The sequence below is a fragment of the Methylomonas subterranea genome, from assembly GCF_024505185.1.
Lineage (GTDB): Bacteria > Pseudomonadota > Gammaproteobacteria > Methylococcales > Methylomonadaceae > Methylomonas > Methylomonas subterranea.
This window is the reverse complement of sequence record NZ_JANIBJ010000025.1, coordinates 37430-50721: the sequence shown is the minus strand read 5'-3', so window position 1 is coordinate 50721 and position 13292 is coordinate 37430. Positions and strand designations below refer to the sequence as shown.

Below are 13292 nucleotides of genomic sequence, written 5' to 3'. Positions count from 1 at the left end.
CTTTAGTGAGCGGGGAAAGTTGTCGGTTTGACGCAACAGTGAGTTATCTGTATGATTGTACAGTTATGTCAGACAAACTTCCCAATCTTATTGATCCGTTATTGTTCGCCGAAAGGCGGAGCATCCTGGCGGGTAGCTTAAAAATAAGTACGCTTGAACGTTTGTCCGGCATGGTCGCGAACACCGAGGCTGATATCGAGGTCGATGTTCGGTTTGCCAAGCAAGGTAAGCGAGCAGTGGTTTCAGGTTCGATCAAAACCCTGCTGGAACTGGAATGCCAATCCTGTTTGCAGATCTTGGCATGGCCGATTGAGCTTTCATTCAAGCTGGCGGTTGTGTCTTCGCTGCAAGAGGCGGATCAGCTCGAGCTTGATTGCGAGCCATTGTTGTTGGATGGCGAAAAAGTCTCGTTGAACGACTTGATAGAAGACGAAATATTGCTGGCCATACCCGACTATCCCAAGCATGGATATGACTGTATTGCGCGGCAGCAGTCGAAAGACCCCGGTTTTGACGATAACAGCCAAACCCAAACGAATAACCCTTTTTCTGTTTTAGCCAAACTTAAAAAAACTGGAGAGTAAAAATGGCAGTACAAAAGAGCAAAGTATCGCGCTCAAGACGCGGTCAACGTCGTTCGCACGACGCATTAACAGCCAAAACCCTGGCCAATGATCCCTTGACGGGCGAAGTGCATTTGCGTCACCACATGACGCCCGACGGCTTTTTCAAGGGCCGCCAAATCATTGCCGGCAACATCGACGAAGAGTAACAATCGTCGTCCGCCCGTGGCCGATGATTTGGTCGCGCGGCTGATTTTTTAGCGAAAAGACCGGGTCAAACCGGCTTTTCGCTTTTTCAGCCCTGCTTGAACATGGTTTTCGAGGCGAGGGCGGATTTGCTCATTTTCAAAGACGGCACGTTCGATTAGGCGTGTCTCCTCCTTTCAACTTCAAGGGTTAGGTCCTAAGCGTGAGCTCAACTCTATCGATTGATGCCATGGGCGGGGATTTCGGTCCCCAAGTGACAGTTCCGGCGTCACTGGCCTGTTTGAGAAAAAATCCCCAATTAAAATTGATCATGGTCGGCGATGAGGCCGTGCTTCGGGACATGTTGTCCGACGCCTTGCTGGAGTTCAAGGATCGAATCAGTATTCAACATGCCACGCAAGTGGTGGAAATGGACGAGCCGCCGCAAAAAGCCTTGAAAAATAAAAAAGATTCTTCAATGCGGGTGGCGATCAATCTGGTCAAGGAAGGCCGGGCCGACGCTTGTGTCAGCGCGGGCAACACCGGAGCCTTGATGGCGACCGCGCGCTTCGTGTTGAAAATGATTCCCGGCATCGAGCGCCCGGCCATCATCTCGACCCTGCCGTCGACCTTTGGTCATACCCATGTGCTGGATTTAGGGGCGAATGTTGATTCCAGCGCCGAGCACTTGTACCAATTTGCCGTGATGGGCGAGGAAGTGGTCAAGGCGGTCGAAAATATCGAGCGTCCGCGGGTTGGCTTGCTGAATATCGGCGAAGAAGACATGAAAGGTAACGAACAAGTCAAGGCGGCCGCCAAGCTGTTGGAAAATTCAGGCTTGAACTATATCGGTTATGTGGAAGGCAATTCCATCAATGCCGGCAGCGTCAAGGTCGACTTGATCGTTACCGATGGCTTTGTGGGCAATGTCGCGCTTAAATCGATTGAAGGCGCGGCAAAAATGATTGCCGTCAAGCTGAAGGAAAACTTTTCCCGAAATATTCTGACAAAACTTGCCGGTTTGCTGGCATACCCGGTACTAAAATTATTTAAAGATAGCATCGATCCGCGACTATATAATGGAGCCAGTTTTATCGGACTGCGTGGCTTGGTTATCAAAAGTCATGGCGGCGCCGATGCCCTGGCCTTTGAAACAGCCATCCGCTTGGCGGAACTTGAGGTTGAGAAAGATGTTATTCGTAAAATCGGCGAAAAGCTGGAAATCGCACTTGCCCGGAAGGAAGCAGAATGAGCCGCTGGAGTAATGTGATCGGCACCGGCGGCTACCTGCCCGCCACTATTCGCACCAACGACGATATCTCCGCCACGGTGGATACTTCGGATAGCTGGATTTACGAACGCACGGGCATAAAAAGCCGGCGCATCGCCGGGCCCGACGAAACATCGTCCAGCATGGCCGAAATTGCCGCGCGGCAGGCTCTCGACATGGCGGGTATCGACGCGAATGAAATTGACCTGATTGTGGTGGCCACCGGCACCCCCGACAGAGTCTACCCCAGCACGGCCTGCCTTTTGCAGGAACGTTTGGGCATCAAGCACTGCGTGGCTTTTGACGTGCAGGCCGCCTGCTCGGGTTCCGTATTCGCCCTGAGTATTGCCGATCAATATATCAAAACCGGATTCTGCCGAACGGTGCTGGTGGTCGGCAGCGAAGTATGTTCGCGTATCGTGGACTGGACGGATAGAGGCACCTGCATTCTGTTTGGCGACGGCGCCGGAGCGGTATTATTGGCCGCTTCCGATCAGCCCGGCATTTTGTCCACCCATATCCATTCGGACGGCGGCTACGAGGATTTGCTCTACTGTCCCAATCCGCAAGTTGCCGCGGCCGCCAAGCAAGACGAGCCCGGTTATATTAGTATGCGCGGCAACGAAGTATTTAAGGTTGCAGTCAATACATTGGGGCGTATCGTGGATGAAACCCTGGAAGCCAACGATTTGCGGCAAAGCGATATAGACTGGTTGGTGCCGCATCAAGCCAACACGCGCATCATCGCGGCGACGGCGAAAAAGTTGGGCATGGATATGGATCAGGTAATATTGACCTTGGAAACCCAAGGCAACACCTCGTCGGCATCTTGTTTGTTGGCCTTCAACGAAGGCGTGCGCGACGGTAGAATAAAAAAAGGTCAGATGGTTCTGATGGAAGCGTTTGGGGCAGGGTTTACCTGGGGTTCAGCGTTAATCAAATACTAAATACGGCTATGAGCGAACAAAATTATAATTTGGCTTTTGTGTTCCCGGGGCAGGGTTCGCAATCGGTTGGCATGGTATCCGCCATGGCGGCGGCATTTCCGCAAGTGCGGCAGACCTTCGAACAGGCCTCCGATGCCTTGGGGCTTGATCTGTGGAATCTGGTTGAAAACGGCCCGGAAGCGGATTTGAATCAAACCGAAAACACCCAACCGGCCATGCTGGCCGCCGGGGTGGCATTTTGGCGAGTCTGGTGCGATAAAACCGACATTCGTCCCTCCTGGATGGCTGGACATAGCCTGGGCGAATACACGGCGTTGGTTTGCTCGGAAGCCATCGGCTTCGAGGATGCGGTCAAGCTGGTGGCGACCCGCGGCAAACTCATGCAAAGCGCCGTGCCGGTCGGCGTGGGCTCCATGGCGGCGATTCTGGGTTTGCAGGATCATCAAGTGGTCAACACCTGTCTCGAGGTGGCGCAAGGCGAGGTGGTTGCCGCGGCTAATTTCAATGCTCCCGGCCAGGTGGTCATCGCCGGCGATACAGCCGCCGTCGATAGAGCCATCGACGCGCTGAAAGCCTTGGGAGCGAAGCGGGCCTTGAAATTGCCGGTCAGCGTGCCGTCGCATTGCCTGTTGATGGAAGCGGCCGCCGACAAGTTGAACGAGGTCTTGCAGGGTATCAATGTGGAGATGCCGGTTGTGACCCTGATTCACAACGCCGATGTCAAATCGCACGGTTCGCCCGAAGTGATTCGCAATGCCTTGAAGGAACAACTGTTCAACCCGGTACGCTGGGTGGAAATAGTCAAATTCATGCACGAGCAAGGCGTGTCCGAGTTCGTCGAGTGCGGGCCGGGCAAGGTGTTGATGGGGTTGAATAAGCGTATCGCGCCCGATGCGGCGCATTTCACGATGTTCGACCCGGATTCGTTAAATAGTGTGTTGGAGCAATTGCATGGATACCCTCAAGGACATTAATAAAAAACTGGCCATTGTGACCGGCGCCAGCCGGGGCATAGGCCGCGCCATTGCGGAAAAACTGGCGGCCGACGGCTTCTTTGTGCTCGGCACCGCCACCTCCGATAGCGGGGCCGAAGCAATTTCCGTCTATCTGGGCGAAAACGGCAAGGGCTATAAATTGAACGTGGCCGATGCCGCCGATATCGAAAACTTCATCAAAATTACCGGCGATGCGCACGGCACTCCGGCGGTATTGGTTAACAACGCCGGCATTACCCGCGATAATTTGTTGATGCGCATGAAGGATGAAGAATGGGACGATATCATCGCCACCAATCTGACTTCGGTATTCCGCATGAGCAAGGCTGTGTTGCGCGGCATGATGAAAGTGCGTTACGGCCGTATCATCAATATCTCGTCGGTGGTCGGTTCCACCGGTAATGCCGGTCAAACCAATTATGCAGCGGCCAAGGCCGGCATGGTCGGTTTCGCCAAATCGATGGCCAAGGAAGTCGGTTCGCGCGGCATTACCGTCAATACCGTGGCGCCGGGCTTTATCGATACCGACATGACCAAGGAATTGTCGGAAGAGATTAAAACCGCGCTGCTGGGTTCCATCGCCTTGGGCCGGCTGGGCCGGCCGGAAGAAATCGCCCATGCGGTATCTTTCCTGGCTTCCGAACAGGCTTCTTATATAACCGGGGAGACCTTGCATGTGAACGGCGGCATGTATATGCCCTGAGGATCGGCAAACGGATGGTTTGCCGAAAACCGGTGTCAACTTCGGCTGACGCCGGTTTTTTTACTCTGAAAGTAAAAAATCGGGCGGGTACGGTTGCTTGTTGGACAGGCGTCGGCAGCAAGGATGCTGCCGTCGAGCCTACACGGACGTATTTACGGCGTCCTGTCCGGCGAGGAACCGTACCCAGCTGCACTACTTTCATTTGCCGGGGCGATCGCCAGGCCTTCATGAACGTTACGCTGAAGGTCATTGGCAGCTACGCTCTCGTTGCCATGATGAGGGCGACAATCGCGACAGCCTTTTATTTGCTGCCGATGCCCTACCTCGATGAGTTAATGCATGACCCGGTTGCGGCCCGATTCCTTGGCTTGATAAAGGGCGGTATCGGCGCGGGTTATGAAGCTTTCCGGGTTATCGTCGGCTTGCAGTTCGGCGATACCGACCGAAAGTGTGATTTGGCCCAGGGTTGCGTTATCGGTTTTGCGTTTCAAGCGGCTATTTTCCATGTCCAGGCGAATGTTTTCGGCGATCTCGATAGCCTTGCGCTTGGGCGTATTGGGCATGATGATGGCCAGTTCCTCGCCGCCGTAGCGCGCCACATGATGATGTTGCTCGGCATGTTTCTTCAATAAGGACGCCACAAACTTGATCACGTTATCGCCTATGGTATGGCCGAAGGTATCGTTGATACGCTTGAAGTGATCGATGTCCAGCAAGGACAGGCAGGTGGATTCGCCGATCGGCTGTTCGATAATTTCGTGTAAAGTCTGATCGAATGCCCGCCGGTTCAACAAGCCGGTCAGGCCGTCGGTGACCGCCATTTGCCTGACCTGGATCAACTCGTTGCGCAATTCCTCCATTTCCGATTTAGCCTGATTTAGCTGCATCTGCATCGCATAGCTGGTGGCGGCGAGCGATTTTGTTTCCAGGATGATTTCCTGCAAAATCGATTGGGTGGTGGCAATTTCCGGTTTTTTCTCCAATATCGCCGATTTTTTGCGGAAACTGTCGTTAGTCTGTTCGGCCTTGTGGCAGGTGTCGTTGATGGCATCGGTTGCCTGACGTATCACCTTATGGATTTTTTGTTGAATGGTGTCGAAGGATTTTAAAGGCGCGTTGCTGATAAAGTTGCCGTACAGCCCAAGGCTGGTCTCGCAATCGAATGCCGCATTTTGGCTCAGCAGGCGGCTGACGGCCGAGTTCAAGGCCGGATTCAGCTCGCTGACGTAATCGTAAAAAATGGCGTAATTGATTGGATTGGCGGCAATTTGATGCTGAGTCAACAGCGGAATGATTTTGTTCAGGTAGTTGGCGTTCAGGGCATGGGAAAAATCGTAAATCGGTAATAGTGCTGTGCTGTTGGTCATATCTTTGTATTTGATTGGGCTGCAATATTGATTTTTCAGGTGCGCCAGTCGGGGAGTCCCTTGCTTGACGAGCTAGCCGGATATTTCCAACAGCTCGCGCTTCCGACATTGGGACAGATAACTGCTTCAAAGTGTAAGCGTCTAATTACATAAAGATATGCTAAGTATGATTTTTTACAACTATAGGCAAAACGATATTTGTTCCGTGCCGGATTTCACGTTTTTATGGGAAGGTTTGTAGAGATTTTTTAACCGGCGCTAAAAAACGTCTTGCATTGCCGGGCAATTTGGATAGAATGCCCGCCGGTTGCAGTCGGGTGCTTAGCTCAGCTGGGAGAGCATCGCCCTTACAAGGCGAGGGTCGGGGGTTCGAACCCCTCAGCACCCACCAGATTTCAATCGAAAAAGCGCCGCAGATAAACCCCGGTATGCGATTCGGCATGTTGGGCAATCTGTCTCGGCGTACCTTCGGCCACCAGCCTGCCGCCGCCATTGCCGCCTTCCGGCCCCATATCCACAATCCAGTCCGCCGTTTTAATCACGTCCAGATTATGCTCGATGATGATGACGGTGTTGCCATGGTCGCGCAGCGTGTGCAGCACGGACAGCAATTGCTTGATGTCGTGAAAATGCAGACCGGTGGTGGGTTCGTCCAAAATATACAGCGTTTTGCCGGTATCGCGTTTGGATAATTCCTTGGCCAGTTTGACCCGCTGCGCTTCGCCGCCGGACAAGGTGGTGGCGTTTTGACCCAGCGTGATATAGCTCAAGCCAACCTCTATCAGCGTATGCAGCTTGCGGGCCAGACTGGGTACCGCGGAGAAAAACTGCGCGGCGTCCTCCACCGTCATCTCCAGCACCTCGTGGATGGTCTTGCCTTTATAACGGATTTCCAGGGTTTCCCGGTTGTAGCGCTTGCCGTGGCAGATATCGCAAGGCACGAAAATGTCCGGCAGAAAATGCATTTCCACCTTGATGACGCCGTCGCCGGAGCAGGCCTCGCAGCGCCCACCCTTGACGTTGAAGCTGAAGCGGCCCGGCGTATAGCCGCGCGAACGGGCTTCCGGCGTGGCCGAGAACAGCTCCCGCACCGGCGTGAAAATGCCGGTGTAGGTTGCCGGGTTGGAGCGCGGCGTGCGGCCGATCGGGCTTTGGTCGATGTCCACCACCTTGTCGAACTGTTCCAGGCCCTCGACGGCGTCGCAGGGTGCCGGAATGCAGCTGGCGCCGTTGATGATGCGTGCCGCATGGCTGTAGAGGGTGTCGTTGATCAGGGTGGACTTGCCGGAACCGGACACGCCGGTGACGCAGGTCAACAAGCCTACCGGAAAATTCACGGTGACGTTCTGTAAGTTGTTGCCTCGGGCGTTGCGGATGGTCAATTGACGGGCCGCGTCGTTGGCTGTGGTTTGCTTCGGCACATCTATGGTTTGCGCGCCGGAAAGGTATTGGCCGGTCAACGAAGCGGCGTCCGCCAGAATATGCGCGGGCGAGCCTTGCGAGACGATTTGGCCGCCGTGCACGCCGGCGCCGGGACCGATATCGACGATGTGGTCTGCGGCGCGAATGGCGTCCTCGTCGTGTTCGACCACGATGACGGTGTTGCCCAAGTCGCGCAATCTGAATAGCGTATTCAACAGCCGCTGGTTGTCGCGCTGATGCAAACCAATAGACGGCTCGTCCAACACGTACATTACCCCTACCAGGCCGGCGCCGATCTGGCTGGCCAGGCGTATGCGCTGGGCTTCGCCGCCGGACAAGGTGTCGGCGCTGCGGTCCAGGGTCAGATAGTCCAGGCCGACGTTGACCAAAAATTCCAGCCTTTCCTGTATTTCTTTATTGATCTTGGCGGCGATTTCGCCGCGGTGGCCGGGTATGGACAATTGCTGAAAAAAGCTCAGCGTCTGCTTGATAGGCTGGCGGGTGACGTGGTGCAAAGGCTGGTCGGCCACGAACACATTGCGCGCGCCCAGGTTCAAACGGGCGCCGTCGCAGACCTCGCAGGTTTGTTGGGCCAGATATTTGGATAGCTCGTCGCGCACCATCTGCGAATCGCTTTCGTGATAGCGGCGTTCCATGTTGGGAATGATGCCCTCGAAAGGATGGCGACTGATCTTGGGTTTGCCCTGGCCCATCTGGAATTGAAAGGTGATGCTGTCTTCGCCGCTACCGTACAGAATCACCGCCTGTATTTGTTTGGGAATTTTCGAGAACGGCATTTCCGGATCGAAGCCGTAACGTTCGGCCAGCGCGCAAATGATTTGGTAATAGTAGGCGTTGCGCCGGTCCCAGCCGCGCACCGCGCCGCCGGCCAGACTGATGTCCGGATTGTGCACCACCAGTTGCGGATCGAAATGCTGGCGCACCCCCAGACCGTCGCAGCTGGGGCAGGCGCCCTTGGGGTTGTTGAAGGAAAAGATGCGCGGTTCCAGTTCGCTCAAGCTGTAACCGCAATGCGGGCAGGCGTAGCGTTCGGAAAACAGCAGGGTTTGTTCGGTTTCCATGGAAACGGCCATCGCCAGGCCGTCGGACAGGCGTAGCGCGGTTTCGAACGATTCCGCCAGCCGCAAGGCAATGTCGTCGCGTATTTTGAAGCGGTCGACGATGACTTCTATGGTGTGTTTTTTCTTTAAATCCAGCGCCGGAGGCTCGTCCAGTTCGTAGACTTCGCCGTCGATGCGGGCGCGCAGAAAACCCTGGGCCTTCAGGTCTTCCAGCAGCAGCACGTGTTCGCCCTTGCGATCGTTGACCACCGGCGCCAGCAGCATCCAACGTTCGCCTTCCGGCTGCGCCAATACCTGGTCCACCATCTGGCTGACGGTTTGCGCCTCCAGCGAACCGCCGTGTTCCGGACAACGTGGAATACCGACCCTGGCATACAGCAGGCGCAGATAGTCGTAAATCTCGGTAATGGTGCCGACCGTCGAGCGTGGATTGTGCGAGGTGGACTTCTGCTCGATGGAAATGGCCGGCGACAGGCCTTCGATATGATCGACATCGGGTTTTTCCATCATCGACAAGAACTGCCGGGCGTAGGCGGACAAGGACTCCACGTAGCGTCGCTGGCCTTCGGCGTAAATGGTATCGAAGGCCAGCGACGATTTGCCGGAACCGGACAGCCCGGTAATGACGATCAGGCTGTCCCGGGGCAGGTCCAGGTCAATGTTTTTCAGGTTATGGGTGCGGGCGCCGCGTATGCTGATGGTGTCCACTGTGTCGATTCCTGCAATTTAAAGAACCTGATACTATACGTGCCTTTCACGACGCAAGGCAAAGAGGAGTTGGGGTTTGACACAGGTTCAGGATGTTTCGGGTGCAATGACGCGCATGGAAAAGCGGGCAACGGTTTCGCTGGCCGGTATTTATTCGCTCAGAATGCTGGGTTTGTTCATGTTATTGCCGGTATTGTCGCTGTTTACCGAACAAATGCCGGGCTCGACGCCCAAACTGGTCGGCTTGACCATGGGCATTTACGGCTTGACCCAGGCCGTGCTGCAAATTCCGTTCGGATTGTTGTCGGATCGTTTCAGCCGCAAGGCGATTATCGTCATCGGTTTGTTGCTGTTTTTGGCCGGCAGCGTGGTGGCCGCGTTGGCCACGGACATTTACGGCATTTTGATAGGCCGCGCCCTGCAGGGTTGCGGAGCCGTCTCGGCGGCGGTGATGGCCTTGTTGGCCGACCTGACGCAGGAAGTCAACCGCACCAAGGCCATGGCGACCATAGGTGCCAGCATTGGGGTTTCCTTCGGGGTGGCGATGACTTTGGGGCCGGTGATTGCGCATCATTTCGGCATCAGCGGCATATTCTGGCTGATTGCCTTGCTGGCTTCGCTGGCGGTGCCGGTGGTCTTGTTCATCGTGCCGAATCCGCAAAAAATCAGCGTGCATCGCGACGCCGAATACATTCCGTCCGAATTGAGTTCGGTGATCAAAAACGCCGACTTGCTGCGGCTCAATTACGGTATTTTTGCGCTGCATCTGATCCTGATGGCCAGCTTCGTGGTGGTGCCGCTATTGATGCGGGATGCCGGGCTGCTGGCCGGCAAACATTGGCTGGTCTACCTACCGGTACTGGTTACTTCGATGGCCGCCATCATTACGTTCGTGATCATCGCCGAGAAGAAACGCCGCATGAAGACCGTCTTCGTCGGCGCCATTGTTTCGCTGGTGTTGGCCAATCTGGGTTTCACCTTGCTGCATGGTCAGTTGGTCGGTTTGATTGCCTGCCTGTGGGTGTTTTTCTGCGGGTTTAACTTGTTGGAAGCCACCTTGCCGTCATTGATTTCCAAAACCGCGCCGGGCGATTTGAAGGGCACCGCCATGGGTATTTACTCCAGCGCCCAATTCGTCGGCGCATTTTTAGGCGGTGCCAGCGGTGGTTGGCTATACGGCGAATACGGTCCGACCTCGGTGTTTATATTTTCCGCCGCCATTGCCGCCAGCTGGGCGCTGATCGCCTTATTCATGTCGCCGCCGCGTTATCTGGCCAATCTGCTGCTGTCGCTGCAAGCCGTCAAACCGGAACGGGGCACGGAATTTTCCAGGCAGTTGCTGGCCATCAACGGTGTCGAGGAGGTGCGTTTGCATTTCGAGGAAAATACCGCCTATCTGAAAGTCGATAGCCAGCGGCTGAACAAAAACGAATTGAATATTTTTTTAAAGCAGTGGCAATAAGCCGTTGCGGTTAAGTTTTTTATAGGGAGACAATCATGTTGAACAAAGTCATGCTGATCGGCCGCCTGGGGGCCGACCCGGAAGTGCGCTATATGCCGAATGGCGACGCCATCACCACCATTCGACTGGCTACCAGCCGCCGCTGGAAAGACCGTAATACCGGTGAGCGCAAGGAAGACACTGAATGGCATAGAGTGGTGTTTTTCAGCGGTTTGGCGAAAATCGCCGGCGAATATTTGAAGAAAGGCAGCCAGTGTTATGTCGAAGGCCGCATTCGCACCCAGAAATGGCAAGGCCAGGACGGTCAGGATAGATACACCACCGAAATCGTTGCCGATAACATGCACATGCTGGACAGCCGTAGCGGCGGTACCGCCAACTATGCCGACAACGCACCGCCCGCCGGCAATTATGACAGCCGCCCGGCTTCGTCCATGCCCTCGCAACCCGCTCCGGCCAGTTACGACGATTTCGACGACGATATTCCGTTTTGACCGACATAAGATTCCGCCCCTATAACTTCCGCATTCTGTTCCCTCTCCCTCCGGGAGAGGGCTAGGGTGAGGGATATAAATAGGGAAGTTATTTGGGGCGGAATCCTTACCTGAGACTGTTCTGTAAAGTATGTGAACATAAGCCCCTCTAAAAAGGGGCTTTTTTATCTGTAAAAACGTCGTCCGCTTGTTGCGGATATGTCCGCCGCAGACCCGGCTTTAGCCGTAGCTTTTCCGCCGCTCGATCGCGGCCAGTGACCTTAAGTTATCCAGTATCTGCTGCAATATGATTGAATCGCTATCAAGTGATGATACCATATAGGCCGGTAATTTGAATTGCAGGCTGCCGGGTACCTGAAACAGTTTGCGTTCTTTTATCAGCGGCGCGGCGATGCGAATGGGTAAAAAGCACGAGCCGCCATTGCATACCACTAATTGCACGGCCAGCCAGCCGATATTGACGACCTGGGGCGGACGCTCCAGATTGGGATAGGCATTGCTGTGTTGGGCGTAAAACCCCGGACCCCAGTCGACGTAGATGTAATCGTCGTTAGGCCAGGGTTTTGCCGGGTCAGAGGTTAACAACACCAGGGTTTCATCGAATAAATGCTCGACCTTGAGGCCGGGGTTGTGTTGCGGCGTATACATCATGCCTATATCCATCGAACCTTCGATGACGCCGCGCATCAGATCTTCTTCAAATCCGATTTCACTGCGTATTGAAACATCCGCTACTTGGCCGCGGATGATGCCTAGCCATTCCGGTAGTAAGGATTCCCACAGGGCGATGCGCGCACCGAGGGTAATACTGGCTCGATAGCGGCTGGGCAGGCCGATGTCGTGGCGTGCTTGTTCCAGGGTGATTAACAGCGTTTTGGCGTGACGCAAAAAGCGCCGCCCCGGCAGCGTCAAGGTAGCGCCGGCACGATTGCGCACGAACAAGGTAACGCCCATATAGGCTTCCAAACGTTGTATGCGGGTACTGACCGTCGATTGCGTGACATACAGCCTGGCGGCGGCTTCCAGAAAGCTGCCGTTGGCGGCGACGCTTAAAAAGGTCTTGATCTGCTCGATGTCCATGGCTCTTAGTATCGGATTTGTCGATATTAAAGTCCAATAAAAATCGTTTGTCTTATATAAATTGACTTCCTATAGTTGTCACCAGCCACGAATCACGAATTCGTCCGCTAGCAATGTGCAACTTTTTATAGGAGTCCATGCGTATGAAAACGTCGTTCGACATCCGTGTGAATACAAACCGCCGGGGTGTTTTTAAGGCCTGCAAAATAAAGCCCGCTCTTATCGTTGCGTTGGCCCTTGCGGTCGGCGGCTGCTGGGCGCCCGCCATCAAACCGCCAATTTCCGCCGTCGCCAAGCTCAACAGCATCCTGATCGTCCCGGTCGAATCGCCCCCGCTGGAAATCAGTCCCGACCCGATTGCGGCCCGCGTTCCCGCTTACGCGCATTACCTCAATATGGCCATCGATTTTCCGCTGCGGCAAAAACTGTATATGACATCGGGTGATGTCGTCGTGGCCGGCTTAGTCAGTCCGGGCGACGATGCCGACGAAGTGGCCATTCAGGATGAGCCAATGCCGCCGCGCCAGGCAATCGGTTCCGCGCCAAGCTGGACGCCGACCTTGCTACTGGCACGGCAGGCCCTGCGGAAATTGGGCGAGCACAAGATCAAGGCAAGCTTGAGCCGCGATTATTACGGTCTGCCGATGGCGGATACCGATAGAAACGCGCAGCTGAGCCATTGGCACGATGCCACTTTGACTTGGTACGGACGCGATACGGCCGCTGCCGATTATCGGCGCCATGCCGATATTGACGCGGTATTGGAACTGGGCTTGGGCAGCTATCGGATTTTCGCCGGGCAGATGTCGCTGCAGGTGCTGATGAAGTTGATAGACCCCCAGAGCGGACGGGTGATTGCCCGCACTCGCGCGGATGCCTTTACCACCGAGCCAGTTGGCGAAAACACGCTTAACCGGGACAGCGAGGTTTTTAAACAGCGTTTGGCGCTGATGAGTTCGCGGCTGTTAACGCAAGGCCTGCATGAATTCGGCTGGCCGCTTTGAAAAACCGGG

General features: G+C 55.0%; 12 protein-coding genes and 1 tRNA gene. 10 read left to right on the top strand and 3 right to left on the bottom strand.

The genetic code is table 11. The features are described 5' to 3' along the window. Positions 1–65 precede the first annotated feature (65 nt). The 6 genes from NP590_RS13740 (at position 66) to fabG (ending at position 4664) form a co-directional block, all read left to right on the top strand. Positions 66–584, top strand: coding sequence for a YceD family protein (locus NP590_RS13740; RefSeq protein WP_256603081.1), 519 nt, complete (start codon positions 66–68; stop codon positions 582–584). A gap of 2 nt (positions 585–586) precedes the next feature. Then, positions 587–772 (top strand): 50S ribosomal protein L32, encoded by a 186-nt coding sequence (gene rpmF / locus NP590_RS13735; RefSeq protein ID WP_256603080.1) that lies wholly within the window; start codon positions 587–589, stop codon positions 770–772. A 200-nt stretch (positions 773–972) separates the two neighbouring features. Continuing rightward, positions 973–2001 (top strand): phosphate acyltransferase PlsX, encoded by a 1029-nt coding sequence (gene plsX, locus NP590_RS13730; protein WP_256603079.1) that lies wholly within the window; start codon positions 973–975, stop codon positions 1999–2001. Next, positions 1998–2966, top strand: a complete 969-nt coding sequence (locus tag NP590_RS13725; RefSeq protein WP_256603078.1) for a beta-ketoacyl-ACP synthase III — start codon at positions 1998–2000, stop codon at positions 2964–2966. The genes plsX and NP590_RS13725 overlap by 4 nt, the downstream gene beginning before the upstream one ends. 8 nt (positions 2967–2974) lie before the next feature. Next, the gene (gene fabD, locus NP590_RS13720) at positions 2975–3940 is read left to right on the top strand and encodes an ACP S-malonyltransferase (protein WP_256603075.1); all 966 of its coding nucleotides are present in this window, start codon (positions 2975–2977) and stop codon (positions 3938–3940) included. Next, positions 3918–4664, top strand: a complete 747-nt coding sequence (fabG, locus tag NP590_RS13715; protein WP_256603073.1) for a 3-oxoacyl-ACP reductase FabG — start codon at positions 3918–3920, stop codon at positions 4662–4664. The genes fabD and fabG overlap by 23 nt, the downstream gene beginning before the upstream one ends. A 332-nt stretch (positions 4665–4996) precedes the next feature. Here the strand turns inward: fabG and NP590_RS13710 are convergent, their stop codons facing one another. After that, on the bottom strand, positions 4997–6031 hold the full coding sequence (locus tag NP590_RS13710; protein ID WP_256603070.1) for a GGDEF domain-containing protein: 1035 nt from the start codon (positions 6029–6031) through the stop codon (positions 4997–4999). A gap of 315 nt (positions 6032–6346) precedes the next feature. On the opposite strand from NP590_RS13710, the gene NP590_RS13705 reads away from it, so the two are divergent. Continuing rightward, positions 6347–6422, top strand: a tRNA-Val gene (locus NP590_RS13705). A 4-nt stretch (positions 6423–6426) separates the two neighbouring features. Here NP590_RS13705 and uvrA read toward each other — a convergent pair. Next, the gene (gene uvrA / locus NP590_RS13700) at positions 6427–9243 is read right to left on the bottom strand and encodes an excinuclease ABC subunit UvrA (protein ID WP_256603068.1); all 2817 of its coding nucleotides are present in this window, start codon (positions 9241–9243) and stop codon (positions 6427–6429) included. Positions 9244–9319: 76 nt separating this feature from the next. On the opposite strand from uvrA, the gene NP590_RS13695 reads away from it, so the two are divergent. Together NP590_RS13695 and ssb are read left to right on the top strand one after the other, a co-directional pair. After that, the gene (locus NP590_RS13695) at positions 9320–10705 is read left to right on the top strand and encodes an MFS transporter (RefSeq protein ID WP_256603067.1); all 1386 of its coding nucleotides are present in this window, start codon (positions 9320–9322) and stop codon (positions 10703–10705) included. Between the two features lie 35 nt (positions 10706–10740). Continuing rightward, positions 10741–11199: a single-stranded DNA-binding protein gene (gene ssb / locus NP590_RS13690; protein ID WP_256603066.1), complete on the top strand. Its 459-nt coding sequence runs from the start codon at positions 10741–10743 to the stop codon at positions 11197–11199. Positions 11200–11418: 219 nt separating this feature from the next. On the opposite strand, the gene NP590_RS13685 is transcribed toward ssb, so the two are convergent. Then, positions 11419–12279, bottom strand: coding sequence for a LysR family transcriptional regulator (locus tag NP590_RS13685; protein ID WP_256603063.1), 861 nt, complete (start codon positions 12277–12279; stop codon positions 11419–11421). A 143-nt stretch (positions 12280–12422) separates the two neighbouring features. Between NP590_RS13685 and NP590_RS13680 the strand changes: the two genes are divergently transcribed. Then, positions 12423–13283 (top strand): hypothetical protein, encoded by an 861-nt coding sequence (locus NP590_RS13680; RefSeq protein ID WP_256603062.1) that lies wholly within the window; start codon positions 12423–12425, stop codon positions 13281–13283. Positions 13284–13292 lie beyond the last annotated feature (9 nt).